Here is a 22892-nt window from a genome sequence, read left to right on the forward strand (position 1 = left end):
GAATAATTCAAGTGAATTTGTTTGAAAGAAGAACTTTAAAAGCTTTATTTTCACCCGATAAAATACCCATAAAACAAGAGGAAGCTCATTTGAGCTTCCTCTTGTGAAAAATTGTGGGACAGCAATGACGTTCATCGTGGCTTTTTTATTATTTAAGTTTGCTAAAAATATCAGTTCACACGGCCAGAAAATTCATCGTCATCATCATGAGCTTGATTTAGATTTAAGAACTCTTCACGGTCTGCTTCAATTTCCAGCGCAGTTTCTAGAGATAATACAAAGAACAGCACTCCCGGAATCTTCATCTCCCCTTCGGCATCTTCCAGATGTTCACTGACCATTTGGTAAACCGGATGGGCTTCATCAAATGGCACATCGATATAAAGATCACCTGAATAACTTTCAATTACGCCAGGCTGTTCTATCCCCATACAGGGTGCAAAGTTAATTTGGCGTTGCTCCAGCCATTCCACTAGGTTCTGCCGCAAATGATAGGACTCAGCATCTGCATTTTCATGTTCGTAATTTTCAAAATGTACAAATAATACATCACGGTCTTTTTCACGTGCGATCGCATCGATATGTTTTAAAAGTTGTGGCATGTCAGGATTCCTGTACCCGTGATGAATTTTCTCATTATAGAAGGTATTTCACTTTCATGTAGAAAGGTAAATTCATATGCGTCATATGCTGACGTAAATCAGTGACTTTTTCAGCCAAAGGTCTTGGTTTTCAGTCTCATTCACCGCTATGCTGTAGCCCCCATTCCCAATATTTATTTTCGGAAATTATGGCTAAAGCAAAAAGTGTGTATCGTTGTGAACAATGTGGAGCAGACCATCCTAAATGGGCGGGTCAGTGTTCTGAATGTGGGGAATGGAACAGTCTGGTAGAAGTCAGTATTGCGCCAGCAACGACACATCGTGCTCAGCCAAAAATTGGAGGTTATGCCGGTCAGGCAGCTGCGATTACTACCTTAAATAAAGTGTCTGTTTCACATGAAACCCGTCTGCAAACCGGGATTGGCGAATTTGACCGAGTCTTAGGTGGTGGTCTGGTCACAGGTTCCGTGGTGCTAATTGGTGGTGATCCGGGGATTGGTAAGTCAACTATCTTATTGCAAACTGCAACCCATATGGCAGCCGGCAACAGCTCTGCCCTGTATGTGACAGGTGAAGAATCCCTGTCTCAGGTGGCATTGCGTGCCCAGCGTCTGGACTTACCCACAGACCAGTTGAAAGTCATGGCAGAAACCTGTGTGGAACGCATTTGCGAGGTGCTTGCACAGGAACGTCCTGCTGTTGCGATTCTGGATTCGATTCAGACTTTATATACCGAAACCTTGCAGTCTGCGCCAGGTGGTGTATCACAGATCCGTGAGTCTGCCGCCCTACTGACCCGTTTCGCCAAGAATAGCGGAACTGCCCTGTTTATTGTCGGTCATGTGACTAAAGAAGGTGCCTTAGCAGGTCCACGTGTATTGGAACATATGGTGGACTGTGTGCTGTATTTTGAAGGCCAGTCGGATTCTCGTTACCGTATGATCCGCGCAGTCAAAAACCGTTTCGGTGCAGTCAATGAACTTGGCGTCTTTGGCATGACCGATAAAGGTCTGCGTGAAGTCGCCAATCCATCTGCCATTTTCCTCAGTCGTTATGATGAAGCGATTCCAGGTTCCATCGTTATGATTAGCCGTGAAGGAACTCGCCCACTCCTGGTTGAAGTTCAGGCTTTGGTCGATGACGCTCATGGCCAGCCACGCCGTGTAGCCTTGGGGTTAGAGCAGAATCGTCTGAATATGCTGCTGGCCGTGATGCACCGTCATGGTGGCGTACAAACATCCGGACAGGATGTCTATGTCAATATCGTCGGTGGTTTAAAGATTACCGAAACCGGTTCTGACCTGGCTGTACTTTTAGCCTGTGCATCTAGTATCCGGACCAAAGCATTGCCTCAGCAACTGGCTGTTTTTGGTGAAGTTGGTCTTTCTGGTGAAATTCGTCCAGTGCCGAATGGTCAGGAACGTCTGAAAGAGGCAGTCAAACATGGTTTTAAATATATTATTTTACCGCGTGCCAATGCACCGCAAAAACCGATTCCCGGCGTACAGGTCATTGCTGTAGCCCGATTGCATGAAGCCCTGAGTGAAGCCATGAGCCTAAGTGATGAACTCAGTTAGTTTTAATCGATAAATCTTGCAAAAAGCTTAAAAAAATACACATTTTTGATTGAAATCCCCTATAAAGCCTATATAAATAGAGTATTCAAATAAGTTTTTTTCACATAGGAAAATTGAATGGAAGTTCGACAGCGTGGTTTGATTGCAGGTCTTTTAACAGCAGCATTACTGGTTGCTCCTTTAACTGCTGAAGCAAAACGTGCCGGTGGCGGTAAAAGCCATGGTATGCAACGTTCTGCTGCGCCTACTCAATCTTATCAACAACCTCGTCAAGCTGCGCCAGCACAACAGGCTCCAGCCGCTGGTGCTGCAACTCAGCAAAGATCTGGCCCAGGTGTAGGTAGTATGGTTGCTGCCGGTGTAGCAGGTGCTGCAGTGGGTGCAGTTGCTGCCAATGCGCTGGCTGATGACAAAGAAGTACAAGCGGCTTCTGAAGCTCAAGCAGCTCAACAGCAACAAAAGGAAAAAGGTGGTATTCCTGGCTGGATCTGGATCTTGCTTGCTGCCGCTGTTGCCTTCTTCATTTTCCGTAAGATGGGCGTAAAAAAAAAAGTAGCTTCTAATCCATACGCTCCAAATAGTGGTGCTGGTCATTCAGCACCATTTGGTCAGACACCTCCTCGCGGTGGTGACAACACCAATATTTTTGGTCAGAACGTGGGTGGTAGCACACCAAGCACGAATGCTCCGTTTGGTTCAGCTCCGGTAAATAACACCCCATTTGGTGCAGCCTATACCAATAGCGGCAACCAGCTTCCGGATGGTACAGAGCCTGCGACTTTCTTACGTGTTGCACGTCAGCGCTTCAACCACATTCAGTCAATGAATACGGCGAGCAACATTTCAGAAATTAAACGTTACCTGACCCCTGATCTTTACCAGTCGATGTATAACGATATTATGGCAAATCAGGATCAGGACGTAGCTGAGTTCTCTAACCTGAATGCAATGGTTGTGGATTCATCGAATGAGAATGGTCAATACGTAGTAAGCGTACGCTTCACTGGTACTGTAAGTGAAGACTTGAATAGCCAACCTCAACCGTTTGCTGAAATCTGGCACTTTGTCAAACCTGCCGGTTCTCAACAAGATTGGGTGGTTGCAGGAATCCAGCAAGACTAAATTCTTATCTCATTAATCGTATATCAACAGCGGCTTTCGGGCCGCTGTTTTGCTTTCTGAATCATTGAAAAATATTTAAATTTATTCTTGTTCTCTTTCTATTCGTTTTATTGTTATTCCTCTAAACAAATAGCTTAGTTTGCGTGTTTTAAGCTCTATCAGTCGACTTTTATACAAAAGCCAGTTTTCGGATTGGCTTTTTTATTTTGAACCTTTTAATCTAGATACAAAGATATTTGAGATACTGACATGACTGAGCGTGTTTCTCCCCCTGCCACGCTGGCAAACCGCGCACTGGCAGGCAATGCCGAAGCCCAATTTGAGCTTGCCGAGCTCTATATGCAAAGCGAGCATGACGAAGACATCATGCTGGCCGAAGAGTGGGCATTGAAAGCAGCCAATGGTGGCTGGGTTGAAGCCATGTACTGGCTCGGTGAGGGTTATACGGTTTATGCCAAAGAAATCGCTGAGGAAGACCCAGAAGATTCTAAAGCTCACTTTGAGTTAGCCTATTACTGGTTGAGCAAAGCCAATTTCGAAAAACACCCTGCAGCGACTTTAGAACTGGCTGGTTTTTACCGTCGTGGTGATGTGGTCGAAAAAGATGTTGAAAAATCTATCGCTCTTGTAAAGCAAGCAGCTGAATGGGGTGAAGTTCAAGCCATGCGTGATCTTGCCTTTATTTATGCCAATGGTCTTGGTGTGGCCGCTGATGACATACAGGCAGATTACTGGACTAAGAAAGCAGATGAAATTGAGCAGGACATAGAATAAATAACAAGCCCGTCAGATGATGGGCTTTTTTACGAGAATAAAACTTTATTTCAGTTTTCAAATATCAGGATATTTCTCAAAATATTTTCAAAATTTTCTTATTAGTCAGATAATAAACAATTTCGGATTGGAACCAAATTAATTTCCAAGTACAATACCTCGCTAGTCGAGGGATGCTGCGACGTTTTACAGGTACGAAATGTAAAAGCGCCAGGCTCGACGATCGGTCCAACTTTTTCTAGACGGACCAACAACGGCATCCGCGAACTGAATGATCAATTATTGTTTTTTATAAGGAGATCGTGATGAACGCGGTTAATGCTTCATTTACAGATTATAAAGTTGCCGATATTTCCCTAGCTGACTACGGCCGTAAAGAAATCAAACTTGCAGAAGCTGAAATGCCAGCCCTAATGGGTTTGCGTAAACGCTACTCAGCTGCTAAACCGCTTGCTGGTGCCAAAATTCTTGGCTGTATCCACATGACTATTCAAACTGCGGTTTTAATTGAAACTCTGGTTGAATTAGGCGCTGAAGTTCGCTGGACTTCTTGTAACATCTTCTCTACTCAAGACCATGCTGCTGCTGCAATCGCTGCACGCGGTATTCCTGTATTTGCATGGAAAGGCGAAACAGAAGAAGAATACATGTGGTGTCTTGAACAACAGATTAATGTCAATGGCAAACCTTGGGATGCCAATATGATTCTGGATGATGGCGGTGATTTGACAGCTGTTGTTCACGAAAAATATCCTGAACTGATTGCAAAAATTCACGGGATTACTGAAGAAACAACTACAGGTGTAGCACGTCTTCTGGAAATGTGGAAAGACGGCTCTCTGAAAGTTCCTGCGATCAACGTCAACGATTCAGTAACCAAGTCTAAAAACGACAACAAATACGGTTGCCGTCACTCTCTAAATGATGCGATCAAACGTGCAACTGACATGCTGCTTTCTGGCCGTCGTGCATTAGTGATCGGCTATGGTGACGTAGGTAAAGGTTCTGCTCAGTCTCTTCGTCAAGAAGGTATGATCGTACGTGTATCTGAAATCGATCCAATCTGTGCGATGCAAGCATGCATGGACGGTTATGAAGTGGTTTCTCCATACAAAAATGGCGTTCAAACTGGCAAAAAAGAAGATGTGAACGTTGATCTTCTTCAAAATACCGACCTGATCGTGACTACCACTGGTAACTACCACGTATGTGACGCTGCAATGTTGGATACACTGAAAGCTGGCGCAGTGGTTTGTAACATCGGTCACTTCGACACTGAAATCGATACTAATTACCTACGTGGTTACAAATGGGTTGAAGTAAAACCTCAAGTACACCAAGTATATCGTTCAGAAAATGAAAATGATTACCTGATCCTGCTTTCTGAAGGTCGTCTGGTGAACCTGGGTAATGCAACTGGTCACCCATCACGTGTGATGGACGGTTCATTTGCGAACCAAGTATTGGGTCAAATGCACCTGTTCGCTGAGAAATTTGCGGATCTTCCTGAAGATCAAAAACAAGCAGCGATTCGTGTAGAACTGCTTCCTAAGAAATTAGACGAAGAAGTTGCTGCTGCAATGGTTGCCGGTTTCGGTGGTGTGCTGACTCAATTGACTCCAGAACAGGCAGATTACCTAGGTGTACCTGTTGAAGGTCCATTCAAGTCTGATGCTTATAAATACTAATTTTTGATTTCCACCTCACCCCGGCCCTCTCCTGAGCGTGCTTCAAGCACTGCTTTGAAGCTCAGCGCAAGAGAGGGAACATTCATTACCAAATGTATGTCATCGAGGGTAAGTCCTCTCCTTCCAGGAGAGGATTTAGGAGAGGTCAAACTAATTAAAAAGTATTTATAAAAAGGATTTGAACATGTCTAAACAGATTCCAATTTCTTTTGAGTTTTTCCCGACTAAAACTGATGCGGGTGCGGAAAAGCTCAAAACCGTACATCAAGAACTACAACTGCTGAATCCAGAATTCTTCTCTGTGACATATGGAGCAGGTGGTTCAACACGCGAACGTACTTTATCTACGATCAATGACTTTAATGGTAAAGATACACCCGTTGCCCCTCACCTGTCTTGTATCGGTGATGACAAAGCGCGTATTGCGGAACTGCTTGATCTATACAAGTCACAAGGGATCGATCGTATTGTCGCGCTGCGTGGTGACTTGCCATCTGGTCAGGTGGGCTTAGGTGAATTGCCTTATGCACAGGATCTGGTTCGCTTTATCCGTGAACATTCAGGTGACCACTTCCATATTGAAGTTGCCGCTTATCCTGAAATGCATCCACAAGCAGACAGCTTTGATAAAGATATTCAGCACTTTGTGGATAAGGTAAATGCAGGTGCCAATGCTGCATTAACGCAATTCTTCTTTAATCCGGATGCTTATTTCTACTTTGTAGACCGTATCCAGAAAGCTGGAATCGATATTCCGGTTGCGCCGGGTATTATGCCGATTACCAATGCCAGCAACCTGATTCGCTTCGCAGATGGTACAGGTGCTGAAATTCCACGCTGGATTCGCAAACAACTGGCAACTTATGGCGACGATACTGCAAGCATTAAAGCCTTTGGTCATGAAGTCGTGGTGAAATTCTGTGAACGCCTGATTGCTGGCGGTGCACCGAGCCTGCATTTCTACACCATGAATACCACTGATCCAACCCGTCAACTTGTTAAAGACCTCGGTCTTGCATAAGTAAAATACCTGATTTGAGAGTAAAACTTTAATGCCACGTTTTTTTATTGAAGCTGATTTAGCAGTAGATACCACTGTAGAACTGACTGAAACAGTGTTTCATCATTGGGTTAAAGTTTTACGTGCTCAAGTCGGCGAAAAAGCCACCCTGTTCAATGGACAAGGTGGCGAATATGAAGTTGAACTGGTTGAAGTTTCCAAAAAGTCGGCTGCTGTACAGGTCAATAGTTATAACCCTACTGATCGCACACCAAAATTTAAAGCCTTGCTTGGCCAAGTCATGAGTAAAGGTGACCGCATGGATTATGCGATCCAGAAAGCGGTCGAACTGGGTGTATCTGAAATTCAGCTTTTAACCTCTGAACGCTGTGAGATGCGCCTGAAATATGATCGTGATCAGAAGAAACTGGATCATTGGCAAGGTGTAGCCATTGCCGCTTGTGAACAGTGTGGAATGAACATTGTTCCTAAAATTTTAGCGCCAATGTCACTTGAAAAATGGCTGGAAACCGATCTTCCTCATACCAAACTGGTGCTAGCGCCAAACAAAGAAGAAATTGATGTTCTGGCGAATGCCACGCTGGATATTGCCTTGCTGATTGGCCCTGAAGGCGGCTTGAGTGAAGCTGAAATCCTAGCGGCGAATACGCAAGGCTTTGTCAATTGGTGTATTGGTGAACGTGTCCTGCGTACCGAAACTGCTCCTGTCGTTGCTCTCTCAATTTTGAATTACACTATTTAAGCGGTCAAAATTGTAAAATTTAGTTATTAATTTTATTGATTTTTATTTATAAGCACTCTACTCTTGAGTCAATAATAATGAAACACATATTGATTGATTTAAGAATCATTCAGGCTTGAATAAAAATTAAAATCTAGGATAAAAACCGTTCAGGACGAATACAAGGCACTTAATTATATGATTGATAATCAAGAGGCTTATATCAAAGAGCACTTGCATCGTGCTCAGATTGCGAACACGCTTCGACATAGCCGATATTTTCTGTTAAGTATCATGATTATTTGCCTCTATATTTTCTGTGTTTATCACATTCAATATAGCTTATCGAATAGTTACGTTAATCTCTGGTTTATCCTGACTGAAATTACCGTCAGCATGTGCTGGCTCATCAATACCCTGTATTTTAAGCCTGAACAATATCAACTAAAAAATGCGCATTACTGGTTACAAATTCAGAGCCTTGCGGTAGGTTGCTGTATCGCTTCCGGTATTTCCCTGATCTATTATTACTTGCCGCAGGCCAATATCAATTTTGATGAAATAGAAGCACTAACCCTTTCGGCTTTGCTATTAATCGTGACTCAAGCCTTCGGTCTGACTTATTTAACCCAGAAGCTCAGTTACTTTTCACTGGTATTTTTACCTTCATTAGTACCCTTTTTACTCTTTCAGTTTTTTCATATTTCTGGTGCCAATCCGGTCTTTGGTCTAGCTCTAAATTTTGCAGTTATTGTGATCCTGCTCTGTGCCAATAGTACCTATCGTATTCACACACGTACTTCCCGCCTTTATGCGGAAAATGAATTACTGGTGAGCAATGCCGAACAGCAGGTCGCCTGGACGGATGAACTGTGCAAACAGTTACAGACTGAAGTCAATAAATCAAAAGATATCGAACTGGAGCTACAGCTCAGCAATCAGTTACTGGAACAGAAAGTTCGTGAACGTACTTATGATATCGAACAGATTAATATTGATCTGAAAAACCAGCAGCAAAACCTTGAGCTGACCCATGAAATCGCCGGCATCCGTCCATGGGACTGGAATATCAAAGACCGCAGTATTTTGCTGACCAATCATAAAGATGAGAAGGTACAACGGAAATCCAGTGAGCATCATTTGCAGTTACAACATATGATTCATCCCGATGATCTGGCTGCATTCAAAAGCAATATGAAACAGCATCTGCGTGGGAAAACTGAGCGCTATGAAGTAACTTACCGGATTCAGCAAGCGCCGGGAGTCTGGAGTTGGGTACATGATGTAGGTCGGGTGATCAGTCGCGATCCCGAAACTCACCGTCCTTTACGCATGGTGGGAATTTTGCGTGATATTCAACAGGAACGTAGTTCTCAAGAACGCCTGAAACTGGCAGCCAGTGTAATTGAGCAAGCAGCTGAAGGGATCTTCATCCTAAATGATGAATTACGTTATATCGAAGTGAACCCTTATTTCGAAAATTTGTCCGGTTTTGAACGTAATGAAATTCTAGGTAAATATCTGTTTGATATTACTGCAAGTCATAAGTCACAGCAGCGCAGCATTCATTCCAATATCATCAAGCAAGTCGTGAAAATCGGTTCCTTTGATGGCGAACTGAGTGAAAAATTCCTGTCCGGCAAAGAAATGCCACTCTGGTTGCATATCAATGCGATTACCGATGATGAAGGCCGTATCACCCACTATATCGGCATTGTCTCTGATCTGACTGAGCGTAAATTACAGGAACAGCGCCTGTCTTATCTGGAAAATTATGACACGCTAACTGATTTGCCAAATCGTTTTTACTATAACTACCAGCTGCATCAGTATCTGATGACGCAAAAAGATTCCATCAAGAAAATGGCGGTGATTCGACTCAATATCGACCGTTTCCGTCCATTGAATGAATACCTGTCTAATAATGGTGGTGATGAGCTGTTGCGTCAGGTGGCACAGCGCTTACGTCTGACCAATGCTGAAGCCCTGTTTGTGGCCCATCTAAATGGTGACGATTTTGCGATTCTGTATGAAATCTCGCATATTCGCCCGTCTGTACAGGAACACTGTCAACGAATTGCTGAAGCCTTCCAGGCTCCTTTCCATATTTTTGGACAAGATTATGTGATTACCCTATCGATGGGCGTGGCCTTCTATCCGGATCATGGTCGTCAGCTAGATTATTTGAATAACTGTGCTGAACAGGCGCTGAGTGAAGCCAAAAATCTCGGCGGGAATACTATCCATTTCTACTCCAATGAAAATACAGCTTTGCTAGAGCAAGGAATTTTCATTGAACGTGATCTGCGTAAAGCTATTCAAAATGGCGAACTAGTAGTCTACTATCAGCCGAAAATTAATTTCAATGACCAGCATATTTATGGCTTTGAAGCTTTAGTACGCTGGAAACATCCAGAGAAAGGTATTATTCCACCTAGTCTGTTTATTCCTTTAGCGGAACAGACCAGCCTGATTTCCGAGATCGGCCGTCTGGTGATTCAGCAAACTGCCAAACAGATTCGTGAATGGAATGATCTTGGCTTTCATAATATCTGTGTCTCTGTGAATATCGTGGCACAGCAACTGCGTCGTGGTCAGTTACTCGATGATCTGGATCAGGCCATTAGCGAAAACCAGATTTCTGGCACCAGTCTGGAACTGGAAATTACTGAATCTTCACTGATTGAAAACTCTGAATCTGTCAAAAATCTGCTGAACCAGATCAAGCAGCGCCAGATTAATATCTCGCTGGATGACTTCGGAACCGGTTATTCTTCTTTGTCCTATCTTGCCGATTTTCCTATTGACATTCTCAAAATTGACCGCAGTTTTGTCTCTAAAATTGGCGAACATAAACAGGAAGCAATTGTCAGCGCCATGGTCGCGATGGGCAAAGCCATGGGCATGACTGTCGTCGCTGAAGGTATTGAAACTGAAGAACAGCTGCAATATCTACGTGATTTAGATTGTGATATTGCCCAAGGTTACTTCTTCTCCAAGCCACTGCCTGAACTGGAAGCAACTGCATATTTAGAACAGAATCGCGTTGCTGAAACTTATATATATCAAGTCTAAGTCTATATCTACCTCGAATAAGATTGTCGCAAAAATGGTCGACTTTGACTGGGCTAAGTGCTTAACAAATGTTATATTCAGAGCCATAAATGCAATTTTTTACCCGCTTTCTGGGTAATCTTTACAACGATAGAGATACAGATGGACGAACAATCTTTAAAGCAGCAGGCTCTTTACTATCACGAATTCCCTACTCCAGGAAAAATCAGCGTTACACCAAGCAAACAATTGGTCAACCAACGTGACTTAGCCCTTGCTTACTCGCCTGGCGTTGCCGCACCATGTCTTGAGATTGAACGTGATCCTTCAACAGCTGCCCTATATACCGCACGCGGTAACCTGGTTGCAGTGGTCAGTAACGGTACAGCAGTTCTTGGTTTGGGTAATATTGGCCCATTGGCGTCTAAACCGGTCATGGAAGGTAAAGGCGTACTGTTCAAAAAATTTGCGGGTGTTGATGTATTCGATATCGAAATTGCTGAAAATGATCCAGACAAGATTGTTGATATTGTCGCTTCTCTAGAGCCCACTTTTGGCGGGATCAACCTGGAAGACATTAAGGCTCCAGAATGTTTCTATATTGAACAGAAACTTCGTGAACGCATGAAAATCCCTGTGTTCCACGATGACCAGCATGGTACTTCAATCATTGTAGGTTCTGCTCTTCTGAATGCTTTGCAATTAAACGGCAAAAAAATTGATGAAATCAAGATCATTGCTTCAGGTGCCGGCGCTGCTGCCCTGTCTTGCTTGAACTTGCTTTGTGCCCTTGGCGCGAAAAAAGAAAATATCATCGTTGCTGACTCACGTGGTCTATTAACAACTAAACGTGAAGGTCTGGACGAATCTAAAAAAGCATATGTACAAGACATTGATGCCTCTCAGATCGGTGACGTGATTGCAGGTGCAGACATGTTCCTGGGTCTTTCTGCAGCCGGTATTCTCACCAAAGAAATGGTGAAACTGATGGCCAAAGATCCAATTATCTTTGCCTTGGCGAACCCGGATCCAGAAATTCTGCCTGAACATGCACACGAAATTCGTGATGACGTCATCATGGCGACTGGCCGTTCTGACTATCCGAACCAAGTGAACAATGCACTGTGCTTCCCTTATATCTTCCGTGGTGCATTAGACGTTGGTGCCACCACCATTAATGAAGAGATGAAAATTGCCTGCGTACACGCGATTGCACGTATGGCACACATAGAAGCAGATGCTGCATCTTATGGAGAAAAATCAGCTTCTTTCGGCCGTGATTACCTGATTCCTGGTCCACTGGATCAACGCCTAATTCTGGAAATTGCGCCTGCAGTTGCACAAGCTGCAATGGATTCTGGCGTGGCGACTCGTCCGATTCAGGATTTCTCGGCATATCGTCAACGTCTGTCTGAGTTTGTTTACAACTCAGCCTTCATGATGAAACCAATCTTTGCACAAGCTAAAACAGATCCTAAACGTATCGCTTATGCAGAAGGTGAAGACCTGCGTGTACTGCGTGCTGCGCAAATTGCAGTGGATGAAGGCTTGGCAAAACCGATTCTGGTGGGTCGTCCAGCAGTCATCGAAGCCAATATCAAGAAATTAGGCTTACGTCTTGAAGATGGTGTGAATATCACTATCGTGGATCAGGAAAAGAACCCAGATTACGAAAAATTTGCAGACGACTATTACAACCTGATGCAACGCAAAGGTGTAACGCCTGAATATGCACACCGTGAAGCGCGTCGCCGTTCTACCCTGATCGCTGCGATGCTGGTTCGTCATGGCATGGCGGACGGTATGTTATGTGGTACTTACTCAAGCTATGACATCCATCTGGACTTTGTCAGCAATGTCATCGGCAAACAGGATGGCCATAATACCTTCTTCACCTTAAACGCATTAATGCTTGAAGAGCGCAACCTGTTTATCGCGGATACCTACATCAACCGTAATCCAACGGCTGAACAGCTTGCTGAGATGACGATTCTGGCTGCTGAAGAAGTACGTCGTTTCGGTATTACTCCACGTGTTGCCCTACTTTCTCACTCTAGCTTCGGTTCAGACCAGCACGATGCCAGCGCACAAAAAATGCGCCGTGTATATGAAATCCTTTCTGAAACTGCACCTGAGCTTGAAGTTGAAGGTGAAATGCATGGTGATGCAGCACTGGACGAAAATATCCGTCAGTTTGCATTCCCGAACTCTCGTTTCAAAGGTTCTGCAAACTTGCTGATCATGCCAAATCTGGATGCAGCCAATATTTCGTTTAACCTGTTAAAAGCAACTTCAGGTAATAACGTGACCATTGGTCCTATCCTGCTTGGTGCTGCGAAACCTGTTCATATCCTGACACCAACTGCAACGACTCGTCGCGTAGTGAATATGACTGCGTTAACTGTCGCTGAAATTCAGGAAGCAGAAAAAAACGCGCTTTAAGGAATGTACGCATCAGCGTAACTTCTTGACTTGAGAAAACCTCTATTCTGTAGCATGATGCTTGTAAGAATAGAGGTTTTTTCATGCAAGTTTATTTAGTAGGCGGTGCAGTTCGGGATCATTTACTTGGACACCCCTATCACGAAAAAGATTATGTGGTTGTCGGCGCGACGCCGGAACAATTGCTTGCTAAAGGTTTTCAACCTGTTGGCAAGGACTTCCCTGTTTTTCTTCATCCTGAAACCAAAGACGAATATGCTCTGGCACGTACCGAACGCAAGTCTGGCTATGGTTATCATGGTTTCGAATTTTATACCGATATCAATGTCACCTTGGAAGAGGATCTGATCCGCCGTGACCTGACCATCAACGCCATGGCCATGGATGATTCAGGTAAGATTTATGATCCTTATGGCGGTCAAAAAGATCTGGCTGATCGTGTACTGCGTCATGTATCAGAAGCTTTTGTCGAAGATCCTTTACGTGTTTTAAGAATTGCCCGCTTTGCTGCGCGTTATCAACATCAGGGTTTTAGCATTGCAGAAGAAACGTTGGTGCTGATGAAGCAGCTGGCGGAATCGGGCGAGCTTAATGCATTGACACCTGAGCGGGTCTGGAAAGAAACCACACGCGCACTGATGGAACAGGATGCAGATGTGTATTTTGAAGTATTACGTAGTTGTGGTGCTTTAAAAGTGCTGTTCCCGGAACTGGATGCCTTATATGGCATTCCGCAACGTCCTGAATATCATCCGGAAATTGACTGTGGTATTCATACCATGATGTCTTTACAGCAAGCCTGCCGCCAAAATTATAGTCTGGATGTTCGTTTTGCAGTTCTGGTTCATGACCTGGGTAAGGCATTAACCCCTGTTGAAGAATTGCCACGCCATATCATGCATGAAGAACGTGGGATCAAACCGGTAAATGAGCTGTGTGAACGTTTAAGAGTTCCGACTCATACCAAACAGCTGGCATTGGCGGTCTGTAAAGAACACTTAAAATGCCATCAGGCTTTTAACTTAAAACCTGGCACTTTATGGCGTTTATTACAGCGTCTGGATGTATTGCGTCGTCCTGAACGTGTTGAAGCGTTTGTACAGGCCTGTGAATGTGACTCTCGCGGTCGCTTGGGTCTGGAAAATCGTGCTTATCCTCAGGCTCAATATGTGCTGGATGCCATGCAGGTTGTACGTAGCATCAAAGCACAAGATTTACCACCGGAAATTCAAGGTCCGGATATTGGTGAAATGCTGATTGAACGACGGATTGCGGCTTTGGCAGAACTGAAAGAACAGCATAGTGCCATACTTTAAACATCAGGCTCCTTCAAGGGGCCTTTTTATTTAATATCTGAAATCTCATTCATCTCGATTTTCTATATAGATAGCAATAATTCTTTGAAGCTACTGTGCACTTGCAACACTTAAGCAAAGTAAATATTGATTATGATTGATATTATTTTTAGCTAAGAATATGTCTAATGACTTATCTCATCCGTCAACTGGATCTTGAAAAAGACCTGTATGACGTTCATCAACTCACGATTCAGCTTGGCTATCCCTCTACGCTGAAAAATATCAAACAGCGTTGGGAACGGATTCATCAAGACAGTCATTATCAGACACTAGTTATAGAACAGGATTCACATGTGATCGGCTATGCCGGTTTTATTCAGGAATACACCTGGGAATTTGACGGTGGATATTTAAGGATTCAGGTTTTTGTAATTGATCAGGCCTATCGTGGAAAAGGTATAGGCAAGCAATTAATGGCTGCTATTGAACAGATTGCAAAAGAGCAAGTCTTCAAGATGATTCAGCTCAACAGCGGAAATCGCGAAGAACGCTATCCTGCGCATGCCTTTTATCAAGGACTGGGATTTGACAGTTACAGTATTGGATTTCGCAAGCATCTGGAATGATCAGCCAGTCATAACCAGCTGATCAATCGTGGGTTTAATTTATGAAATTTCAGCAGGGAAAGTAATCACTTTTTCCAATTTCATCTGATTGGTTGCAATCATCAGCAAGCGATCAAGACCTAGGGCAATACCTGAACATTCCGGCATTTGTGGCAATGCCGCCAGCAAATACTCATCAATCGGCATGACATGCAAGCCAAGCACTGCCCGTTCTGCATTATCTGCTTCAAAGCGGGAACGCAAAACTTCAGCATCAATCAGCTCATCATAAGCATTGGCCAGTTCCAGCCCTTCGATATACAACTCGAAACGGGCCGCAACCAGTTCCCCATCTTCATCGATTCTGGTTTTAGCCAATGATGCCAGTTCCGGTGGAAAATCTGTCAGAAATACAGCCGTATCGAAACCCAGGCTTGGCTCGACCATATGCGAGAATAAAAGGTCGATATACCCTAAACGGTCATCCCCCAAGTCCAGATTGAGACCTACCCTGCGACAGCAATCTTTGAGTTGCTGCAAAGTGGCCTGTAAAGGATTGAGATCCAGGCGATCCATAAAGGCATGTTTATAGCTGAGCACAGTGGGGCGGATTTCTCCAAAACGTGCCTTAAGCGTCACATTTAACAGATCTGTCACTTCAAACATCAGATCTTTCAGACTAAAGGCCGGACGATACCATTCCAGCATGCTGAATTCACTATTGTGCTTGCGGCCGTGTTCATCATCCCGAAACACCTTACAGATCTGGTAAATCGGTCCACTACCACTCGCCAATAAACGTTTCATGGCAAATTCAGGTGAGGTCTGTAGATAATGTGTGCCGAGCTTACCCATGACATGACGCTGGGCCTGAATCGAAGCCAGGTGCACATCGGTCACACCAGCCTGAGATAAAATCGGTGTTTCTACTTCCAGCACGTCACGTTCAGCAAAAAACTGACGGAGCTGGGCATACATGTTGGCACGTGCTTTAATGGCTTTTAAGTCGCAGGTCGGTTGATAAGATACAATCTGACTCATGCCTTTGGCCCTCCATGAGCGGCCCATTCACGGCGTAAAGGATAAGTCTTGCGTAAATGATCAAATGCTTTCTGATCGACTTTGCCATCTTTTAAACAGGCACGCAGATTGGCATCATCACGGGCGATATCATAGATCTGGGTTAAATGCTGCTGTAGCGCCAGTTTTAAATCCTGATTCTGGAAAAACTGTTCACAGACAGGCAACTGGCTTTCAAACTGCTTATTAATCTCAAAGCCGAAAGTCTGGCAAAATGCGTCGTAAATCATTTGAGTACCGCGTGCCTTACCTTCCAGACTATAACCTGCAATATGCGGCGTCACCAAAGTAATCAGATTCAGCAACTGTTCAGAAATTTCCGGTTCATGCTCAAACACATCCAGTACAACCTGACGTTGAGTTGCCTGAATATCAGCAATTAGTGCTGCTTCTTCAATGACTGGCCCACGCGCTGAATTAATTAAAATGGCTTCAGGCTTCATTTGTCCAAGAGCATTAGCATTAATTAAATGATAAGTTGGATGCTGACCTGTTTTGGTTAAAGGTACATGAATGGAAATGGCATCTGCAGTTTTTAGCAGTTCTTCAAATTCAACCTGATGAACCTGATCGCGCTGTACAAAGGGATCATAGGCAATCACATTCCAGCCTAGCAATTTGGCCATTGTTGCTAAACGCGAACCGACATTTCCTAGACCGACAATACCCAAGGTGAAATCTTTATTTGCATTGATCAATTGGGGTTGTAAATATAATAGAGCCGTAATCACATATTCAGCTACCGCCTGCGCATTACAACCGGGTGCATTGCTCCAGCGGATGTTCTGTTGTTCTAGTGCAGCAATGTCCAGATGATCTGTACCAATGGTGGCACTGCCGACGAATTTAATCTGACTGTCCTGTACGAGTGCTGCATTGACTTTGGTCACGGAACGGACCAATAAAGCCTCGGCATCTTTTACATCTTCCGAAGTGAGAGTTCTTCCTGCACGATGCTGAATATCGCCAAATTCTGCAAAGAAATAATCGGTAAATGCCAGATTTTCATCTGCGACAATTTTCATAATCTGTTCCAACGCCTGAATCTGTCTATCATACCGCGTCAACCGGGATGTGACTATTTTCACTCAAGCTTTAGATGAATTCTTGCAAACATAGAGATATAAAAAATGCCGAAGTCAAACATCACTTCGGTAAAGGAGTGTAATTGGAGTAAGAAAATGACGCAGGGTTAGGCGATTGAAAGCCATACCCTGCACGAAAAAGTTTCCTTTTTTAATTGGAGAATGCAGCAATACCTGTTTGCGCACGACCTAGAATCAAGGCGTGTACATCATGTGTACCTTCATAAGTGTTGACCACTTCCAGATTCACCAGATGACGAGCTACACCAAATTCATCAGAGATCCCGTTACCACCCATCATGTCACGCGCTAAACGGGCAATGTCTAAAGCTTTACCACAGTTATTACGCTTGATCAGTGAAGTGCCTTCTACTGAAGCAATGCCTTCGTCTTTCATACGGCCAAAACGTAAAGCCACTTGTAGACCTAATGCAATTTCAGTTTGCATGTCTGCCAGTTTTTTCTGGATCAGCTGATTCGCAGCCAATGGACGGCCGAACTGTTTACGGTCCATGGTGTATTGATGCGCTGTATGCCAGCAGAATTCAGCTGCACCCATCGCACCCCAGGCGATACCATAACGAGCACTGTTCAGACAGGTAAATGGACCTTTCAAACCACGGATTTCCGGGAATGCATTTTCTTCTGGTACAAAAACATTGTCCATCACGATTTCACCGGTGATCGAAGCACGTAGGCCAACCTTACCGTGAATCGCTGGTGCAGAAAGCCCTTCCCAGCCTTTTTCTAAAATAAAGCCGCGAATATCACCGACATTGCCTTCAGGAGACACTTCTTTCGCCCAAACCACAAAGACATCCGCAATCGGACTGTTGGTAATCCACATTTTTGCGCCAGTCAGACGGTAACCACCATCGACTTTTTTGGCACGAGTAATCATGCTGCCCGGATCAGAACCATGATCTGGTTCAGTCAGACCGAAACAACCGATATATTCACCGCTCGCCAGTTTTGGCAAATATTTCTGTTTCTGTTCTTCAGAACCAAATTCATTGATGGGCACCATCACCAGAGAACTTTGCACGCTGGCCATAGAACGGTAACCCGAATCTACACGTTCTACTTCACGAGCAATCAGACCATAGCTGACATAGTTTAAACCTGCACCGCCGTATTGTTCTGGAATGGTTGGACCCAACAGACCGAGTTCACCCATTTCACGGAAAATGGTTGGATCAGTTTTTTCATGGCGGAACTGTTCTAGTACACGTGGCATCAGCTTATCCTGACAGTACGCATGCGCGCTGTCACGGATCATGCGTTCTTCTTCAGTCAGTTGCTGTTCCAGTAAAAATGGATCCTGCCAGTTAAAATAGACTTTGCTGGTTTTTTTCGTATCGACCATTTGATTCATAATATTCCCTGCCAATCCTTCATCTATTAGATGATGTTGTTTTATCCTTCAGATTGACTCTAGGCATGAATCATGACTTGTTCAAACAATAAATTTGCATGTAGCTATGCACTTTATGCATACCTTATATAAGTTGCTATTTCTAGAAATTATTTTCATAGCTAATTTGCCTATTTTTTATACCAAAGTCGTATAGTAGTATTAGATTGATATACCATTTATTGATATCTGACCATTTTAAGTTCAAGGAGGAACAGGTGCGTAGAAAAATACCTTCCCTGCAAGCGCTGATCTGTTTCGAAACTGCTGCACGTCATGCCAGTTATACCTATGCTGCACAGGAACTGTTTTTAACCCAAAGTGCAGTTTCACGCCAGATCCAGCAACTGGAGGAGTATTTAGGCACGGCTTTATTTACCCGTACGCGGCATGGTGTAGAACTCAATCATGCTGGACAGCAATATTTAAAAAGTATCACTCCGCATCTCAAAGGACTGGAACAGTCAACACTGGATGTCATTACGCATCAAGGGCGCGGCGGTACTTTAAAACTGGGCGTAGTGCCTACGTTTGCGACTCGCTGGCTATTACCTAAACTCCAGAGCTTTAATCGGCTGTATCCTGAAATTACGATACATCTGGAAACCAGCACCCGCCCTTTTCTGTTTCAGGAACAGATTTTCGATGCTGCTATTTATGCAGGAACACCTCAACAGGTCGAACAATGGCCTGGTACGCATAGCCATTTTCTAATGCATGAAGATGTAGTTGCTGTCTGTGCACCTGACCTGATTCAACAGTATTTTCCCGATGCACAAAAGATTAATGACTACAGCTATGACTTAAGTGCTGAACAACTGGTTCAACTCCCTTTATTACAGCAAACCACCCGGCCGAATATCTGGGAAGACTGGTTCAAGCTACATCAGATCCAACATCCAAATCCTTTGCAGGGGCAACGACATGAACTGTTTTCTATGCTCGCTGTAGTGGCTAGCCATGGCATGGGAATGGCCTTGATCCCGCAAATGCTAATTGAAAAAGAATTAAAGCGACAGGAATTGGTGCTGGTATCCAGTAAGACCTTAGAAAAGAAACGAGGCTATTATCTGGTCCATTCCAGTCAGGAAAGCTCACCGCTGATTGAAAAATTTGTTGCATGGATACAACAGGAAATTCAGGGCAGCCTTCCATCTGAGTCTGACCTATAAACCCCAATGATCAGACAATAAAAAACCCCAATCAATGATCGGGGTTTTTCGTATCTGGCGGAAGCGGTGAGATTCGAACTCACGGAGGGGTATAAGCCCTCGTCGGTTTTCAAGACCGGTGCATTAAACCGCTCTGCCACGCTTCCATGGCCGCCATCATATAAATATTTCTGTTTTTTGGCAATAAATTTTCGCAAAACTTCTGTAAAAATCAGTTCATTCAGTTAAAAATCAGACGAAAATTTTAGAGTAGATAAAATTTTATACATAAGATTTAGGGGCTGATATTTTTATTTTCAGAATGAATTTAGCCTTAATATTCACATCATTTTGAACAATGAAAATTTAAAATCATTTTAATGAGTTAAAAATAAAAACCCCGATCAATGATCGGGGTTTTCGTATCTGGCGGAAGCGGTGAGATTCGAACTCACGGAGGGGTATAAGCCCTCGTCGGTTTTCAAGACCGGTGCATTAAACCGCTCTGCCACGCTTCCATGGCCGCCATCATATAAATAAAAATTGCGCTTGGCAAATATTTTTCCAATTTCTCTGCATCAACTGCACAAAATAAAATCAATTTCATTAATCTTCTGAATTTTCTGGCTTTTCATAGCGAATTGAATTGATAAACCAGAGTTTCTTGCCGGATGGTGTCATCACCTCAGCTTCATCATCCACTGACTTGCCTAACAGGGCACGTGCCATGGGTGAATCAATCGAAATATGCTGCGGATGATGATCATAAATTTCATCGACGCCCACAATCCGAAGGCTCTTTTGCTCACCCTGTTCATTTTCAATTTCGACCCAGGCACCAAAATAAACTTTGCCTTCCTGTTCAGGAGAAAAATCGACAATTCGCAGCTCTTCCAAACGCTTGCCCAGATAACGAACCCGACGATCAATTTTACGTAAAAGCTGTTTGTTATACTGGTAATCTGCGTTTTCCGAACGGTCGCCGAGACTGGCTGCCCAGTTCACTTTTTTGGTAATTTCAGGACGTTCTTCATGCCAGAGATTTTTAAGTTCTGCCACCAATTTATCATGTCCACCACGGGTAATCAGGTTAGATTTCATGTATTTTAATTGCCAATTTTGAACCAGTTTTTAGACATTAAGAGCTTATTTTATTTGGAGTTTTAGGACAAGCCAGAATATGCAATTTTTTTCTTCAATAAATTTAATAACTTAAATTACATTTAAAAAATAAATTATGTACAAAATTTGACAATTCATTTTTTGATCTTTAATATGCACCCTACTTTTGGAATCGCTTATTTTTTAATCCATGTAGTTTTTCTACATATTTCCCGATCAATTTAGTCATTTTTGAATGACGTCATGACTGCCCAACCCTTATTGAATTTATCAAACTTTTAAAAGTTTCTGGCTAGTATTGGCTGTGATTTTTAGGGCATAAATTACTTGTAGCGGAGACAACATGCACAGTAGTTCAACCACTGGGTCGAGGCTTTGCCTTAGCTCTTTTATCTCTTCTCTCCCTGTAAAAGCACTGGTACTGAGTACGGCACTTATCCCCTTTCATAGTATCAATGCCACTAAAACCACATTTCAATATGATCATGTGGTCAATAGCAACAAACTCACCGTCGTCACAGTTCAAAGTCCAACGACTGTGTTTCAGGATGGACAACATCAGCATGGCTTTGGTTATGACCTGGTTCGTAACTATGCCAACAGCCTGAATGTTAAGCTGGATTTTAAAACTGTTCCGGATAATGCCACGGCCCTGAAATGGGTAGCCCAAGGCAAAGCCAATCTGGCCATGACCACCACTGATCTGGGTACGATTGAACAACAGCGTTTAACAGCTTTTTCTGCCACTTGTGGTGATGAGTCTGCACTGGCCAGTAATGGACTGAATTCCAATCTGAATCTGGTATTTAAATCAGCCAGTGATCCCTTGAGTCAAACCGCCAGTGCTTTTGTATGTCAAGGCAAACAAAGCGGTGCGATCAAGCAGCTTGCATCCTTCTACAATCAGAATGTGGTAGAAGAACATTCTTGGGATGAAATTCAACAGGACCTGAACCAGCGCCTCCCCACATACAAGGCAAGCTTCCAGAAATCTGCTCAGCAGTACGATCTGGACTGGCACCTGCTCGCCGCGATCGGTTACCAGGAATCCTATCTAAAGCCAAACTCCGTATCTCCCACCGGTGTCCGCGGTCTGATGATGCTCACAAGCTCTACCGCAAAAGCGATGGGGGTTAGTAACCGGACAGACCCAGGCGAAAGTATTGATGGGGGTGCCAAATACTATGACCAGATGCTGAGCCGTTATGAACATATCCCTTATCCGGATCGTAACTGGTTTGCTTTAGTTGCCTATAACATGGGCCCAGGTGCTGTGAATCAGCTGCAAAAACGTATTCAGGCCCAAGGCAAGAATCCGAATAACTGGGTAAACCTGTATGCTTATCTGGAACAGAATAAAGCCAGTAATGGTCGTTACCGTCAGGCCCTGCAATACGTGACCCGTATCCGTGCCTATCTGGAACACATCAAGACTACTCCACAGCTGGTGAATATTTAAGCCTGATCAATTTAAATCTAGTTATTCAGCCATAAAAAAAGCTTACCTCAGGGTAAGCTTTTTTTGTTACTACAGCTTTTTAGATCAAGACTATTAAGCTGTGGTATTTTCAAGTACTTTCTTGAACAGGTCTTTTTGTGCTTGGCTTGGCTTCGCTGTTTGCAATGCCATCAATTGAGACATATCGCCTTGCACCTTGATTTTACCTGTCATGAAGGCTTGCATTGCAGCCGCCATATCAAACTCAAGGAAAACTTTACGTAAGGTTTCACCATCCATGTTCAATGTTGTTTTCGCATTTGGAGATAAACCTTTTTTAATCGCGCCACCTTCCAAAGATAATTCTGTATTACCTGTAGTGTCTGCAACGACCAAATTAATTGCCAGATTCGCCAAAGCAGGTGGCAAATCCAAATCACCAGCTTGTGCAGTGAGCGTGTCTACAGTCGAAAACCAATCATCAGTTAAAAAAGCAGGCATGATCTTTCCTCAATTTATTTATTCATTTGTGTCGACTATCCAGACGACATCAGGTTGAAGCTATTATGCTTGTGACTTGTTATAACATGATCATTATGGCAAAGGCTAACGAATTTTGTACGCACCGTTCAATTTTTATAGTTCTTATCTTGTGTTATTTTTGATTCAGGCATCGGCCGTAGCCCATGCCTGTATCG

At 43.6% G+C, this 22892-nt stretch carries 18 protein-coding genes and 2 tRNA genes; 12 read left to right on the forward strand and 8 right to left on the reverse strand.

Annotation, left to right across the window (positions count from 1 at the left end; genetic code table 11):
• Positions 1 to 170: 170 nt before the first annotated feature.
• Positions 171 to 602 carry a hypothetical protein gene (locus FTU03_RS09170; RefSeq protein WP_179992791.1) on the reverse strand — a complete coding sequence of 144 codons (432 nt, stop codon included), beginning with the start codon at positions 600 to 602 and terminating at the stop codon, positions 171 to 173.
• Positions 603 to 790: 188 nt separating this feature from the next.
• Between FTU03_RS09170 and radA the strand changes: the two genes are divergently transcribed.
• The 10 genes from radA to FTU03_RS09220 all read left to right on the forward strand — a co-directional run bounded on the left by radA (position 791) and on the right by FTU03_RS09220 (position 14925).
• Positions 791 to 2179, forward strand: a complete 1389-nt coding sequence (gene radA, locus FTU03_RS09175) for a DNA repair protein RadA (protein ID WP_166137748.1) — start codon at positions 791 to 793, stop codon at positions 2177 to 2179.
• A gap of 117 nt (positions 2180 to 2296) precedes the next feature.
• Complete coding sequence (locus FTU03_RS09180; protein ID WP_179992792.1) at positions 2297 to 3301, forward strand: Tim44 domain-containing protein; 1005 nt, start codon at positions 2297 to 2299, stop codon at positions 3299 to 3301.
• A 249-nt stretch (positions 3302 to 3550) separates the two neighbouring features.
• Positions 3551 to 4075 (forward strand): tetratricopeptide repeat protein, encoded by a 525-nt coding sequence (locus FTU03_RS09185; protein WP_179992793.1) that lies wholly within the window; start codon positions 3551 to 3553, stop codon positions 4073 to 4075.
• Between the two features lie 305 nt (positions 4076 to 4380).
• On the forward strand, positions 4381 to 5763 hold the full coding sequence (gene ahcY, locus FTU03_RS09190; protein ID WP_005236746.1) for an adenosylhomocysteinase: 1383 nt from the start codon (positions 4381 to 4383) through the stop codon (positions 5761 to 5763).
• A gap of 184 nt (positions 5764 to 5947) precedes the next feature.
• Complete coding sequence (metF, locus tag FTU03_RS09195) at positions 5948 to 6784, forward strand: methylenetetrahydrofolate reductase [NAD(P)H] (protein ID WP_179992794.1); 837 nt, start codon at positions 5948 to 5950, stop codon at positions 6782 to 6784.
• 31 nt (positions 6785 to 6815) lie between these two features.
• Positions 6816 to 7526, forward strand: coding sequence for a 16S rRNA (uracil(1498)-N(3))-methyltransferase (locus FTU03_RS09200; RefSeq protein ID WP_005236749.1), 711 nt, complete (start codon positions 6816 to 6818; stop codon positions 7524 to 7526).
• A gap of 177 nt (positions 7527 to 7703) precedes the next feature.
• On the forward strand, positions 7704 to 10580 hold the full coding sequence (locus FTU03_RS09205) for a bifunctional diguanylate cyclase/phosphodiesterase (protein ID WP_179992795.1): 2877 nt from the start codon (positions 7704 to 7706) through the stop codon (positions 10578 to 10580).
• Between the two features lie 141 nt (positions 10581 to 10721).
• Positions 10722 to 13001, forward strand: coding sequence for an NADP-dependent malic enzyme (locus FTU03_RS09210; RefSeq protein WP_179992796.1), 2280 nt, complete (start codon positions 10722 to 10724; stop codon positions 12999 to 13001).
• An 83-nt stretch (positions 13002 to 13084) separates the two neighbouring features.
• On the forward strand, positions 13085 to 14317 hold the full coding sequence (locus FTU03_RS09215) for a multifunctional CCA addition/repair protein (protein WP_179992797.1): 1233 nt from the start codon (positions 13085 to 13087) through the stop codon (positions 14315 to 14317).
• Between the two features lie 167 nt (positions 14318 to 14484).
• Positions 14485 to 14925, forward strand: coding sequence for a GNAT family N-acetyltransferase (locus tag FTU03_RS09220; RefSeq protein ID WP_179992798.1), 441 nt, complete (start codon positions 14485 to 14487; stop codon positions 14923 to 14925).
• 39 nt (positions 14926 to 14964) lie between these two features.
• On the opposite strand, the gene epmA is transcribed toward FTU03_RS09220, so the two are convergent.
• The 3 genes from epmA to FTU03_RS09235 form a co-directional block, all read right to left on the reverse strand.
• On the reverse strand, positions 14965 to 15945 hold the full coding sequence (gene epmA, locus FTU03_RS09225; RefSeq protein WP_166137777.1) for an EF-P lysine aminoacylase EpmA: 981 nt from the start codon (positions 15943 to 15945) through the stop codon (positions 14965 to 14967).
• Positions 15942 to 17009, reverse strand: coding sequence for a 4-phosphoerythronate dehydrogenase (locus FTU03_RS09230; protein WP_179992799.1), 1068 nt, complete (start codon positions 17007 to 17009; stop codon positions 15942 to 15944). The genes epmA and FTU03_RS09230 overlap by 4 nt, the downstream gene beginning before the upstream one ends.
• 211 nt (positions 17010 to 17220) lie before the next feature.
• Positions 17221 to 18444, reverse strand: a complete 1224-nt coding sequence (locus FTU03_RS09235) for an acyl-CoA dehydrogenase (protein WP_179992800.1) — start codon at positions 18442 to 18444, stop codon at positions 17221 to 17223.
• 257 nt (positions 18445 to 18701) lie between these two features.
• On the opposite strand from FTU03_RS09235, the gene FTU03_RS09240 reads away from it, so the two are divergent.
• On the forward strand, positions 18702 to 19655 hold the full coding sequence (locus FTU03_RS09240; protein ID WP_179992801.1) for a LysR substrate-binding domain-containing protein: 954 nt from the start codon (positions 18702 to 18704) through the stop codon (positions 19653 to 19655).
• 55 nt (positions 19656 to 19710) lie between these two features.
• Here FTU03_RS09240 and FTU03_RS09245 read toward each other — a convergent pair.
• The 3 genes from FTU03_RS09245 to greB all read right to left on the reverse strand — a co-directional run bounded on the left by FTU03_RS09245 (position 19711) and on the right by greB (position 20735).
• A tRNA-Ser gene (locus FTU03_RS09245) sits at positions 19711 to 19801 on the reverse strand.
• A gap of 260 nt (positions 19802 to 20061) precedes the next feature.
• Positions 20062 to 20152: transfer RNA gene (locus FTU03_RS09250), tRNA-Ser, on the reverse strand.
• Between the two features lie 88 nt (positions 20153 to 20240).
• Positions 20241 to 20735 (reverse strand): transcription elongation factor GreB, encoded by a 495-nt coding sequence (gene greB / locus FTU03_RS09255; protein ID WP_159123487.1) that lies wholly within the window; start codon positions 20733 to 20735, stop codon positions 20241 to 20243.
• Between the two features lie 364 nt (positions 20736 to 21099).
• On the opposite strand from greB, the gene FTU03_RS09260 reads away from it, so the two are divergent.
• Complete coding sequence (locus FTU03_RS09260; RefSeq protein ID WP_179992802.1) at positions 21100 to 22215, forward strand: transglycosylase SLT domain-containing protein; 1116 nt, start codon at positions 21100 to 21102, stop codon at positions 22213 to 22215.
• A 93-nt stretch (positions 22216 to 22308) separates the two neighbouring features.
• Here FTU03_RS09260 and FTU03_RS09265 read toward each other — a convergent pair whose 3' ends face one another.
• A complete protein-coding gene (locus tag FTU03_RS09265) occupies positions 22309 to 22695 on the reverse strand; it encodes an SCP2 sterol-binding domain-containing protein (RefSeq protein WP_004784757.1) in 387 nt (128 codons plus the stop codon).
• Between the last annotated feature and the right edge of the window lie 197 nt (positions 22696 to 22892).

Origin of the sequence: Acinetobacter sp. YH12046, from assembly GCF_013419905.1 — a bacterium.
In the GTDB taxonomy this organism is placed as follows: domain Bacteria; phylum Pseudomonadota; class Gammaproteobacteria; order Pseudomonadales; family Moraxellaceae; genus Acinetobacter.

Coding starts and splice junctions, on each gene's coding strand:
- FTU03_RS09170 (WP_179992791.1), bottom strand. CDS start 602: ATGCCACAACTTTTAAAACATATCGATGCGATCGCACGTGAAAAAGAC.
- radA (WP_166137748.1), top strand. CDS start 791: ATGGCTAAAGCAAAAAGTGTGTATCGTTGTGAACAATGTGGAGCAGAC.
- FTU03_RS09180 (WP_179992792.1), top strand. CDS start 2,297: ATGGAAGTTCGACAGCGTGGTTTGATTGCAGGTCTTTTAACAGCAGCA.
- FTU03_RS09185 (WP_179992793.1), top strand. CDS start 3,551: ATGACTGAGCGTGTTTCTCCCCCTGCCACGCTGGCAAACCGCGCACTG.
- ahcY (WP_005236746.1), top strand. CDS start 4,381: ATGAACGCGGTTAATGCTTCATTTACAGATTATAAAGTTGCCGATATT.
- metF (WP_179992794.1), top strand. CDS start 5,948: ATGTCTAAACAGATTCCAATTTCTTTTGAGTTTTTCCCGACTAAAACT.
- FTU03_RS09200 (WP_005236749.1), top strand. CDS start 6,816: ATGCCACGTTTTTTTATTGAAGCTGATTTAGCAGTAGATACCACTGTA.
- FTU03_RS09205 (WP_179992795.1), top strand. CDS start 7,704: ATGATTGATAATCAAGAGGCTTATATCAAAGAGCACTTGCATCGTGCT.
- FTU03_RS09210 (WP_179992796.1), top strand. CDS start 10,722: ATGGACGAACAATCTTTAAAGCAGCAGGCTCTTTACTATCACGAATTC.
- FTU03_RS09215 (WP_179992797.1), top strand. CDS start 13,085: ATGCAAGTTTATTTAGTAGGCGGTGCAGTTCGGGATCATTTACTTGGA.
- FTU03_RS09220 (WP_179992798.1), top strand. CDS start 14,485: ATGACTTATCTCATCCGTCAACTGGATCTTGAAAAAGACCTGTATGAC.
- epmA (WP_166137777.1), bottom strand. CDS start 15,945: ATGAGTCAGATTGTATCTTATCAACCGACCTGCGACTTAAAAGCCATT.
- FTU03_RS09230 (WP_179992799.1), bottom strand. CDS start 17,009: ATGAAAATTGTCGCAGATGAAAATCTGGCATTTACCGATTATTTCTTT.
- FTU03_RS09235 (WP_179992800.1), bottom strand. CDS start 18,444: ATGAATCAAATGGTCGATACGAAAAAAACCAGCAAAGTCTATTTTAAC.
- greB (WP_159123487.1), bottom strand. CDS start 20,735: ATGAAATCTAACCTGATTACCCGTGGTGGACATGATAAATTGGTGGCA.
- FTU03_RS09260 (WP_179992802.1), top strand. CDS start 21,100: ATGCACAGTAGTTCAACCACTGGGTCGAGGCTTTGCCTTAGCTCTTTT.
- FTU03_RS09265 (WP_004784757.1), bottom strand. CDS start 22,695: ATGCCTGCTTTTTTAACTGATGATTGGTTTTCGACTGTAGACACGCTC.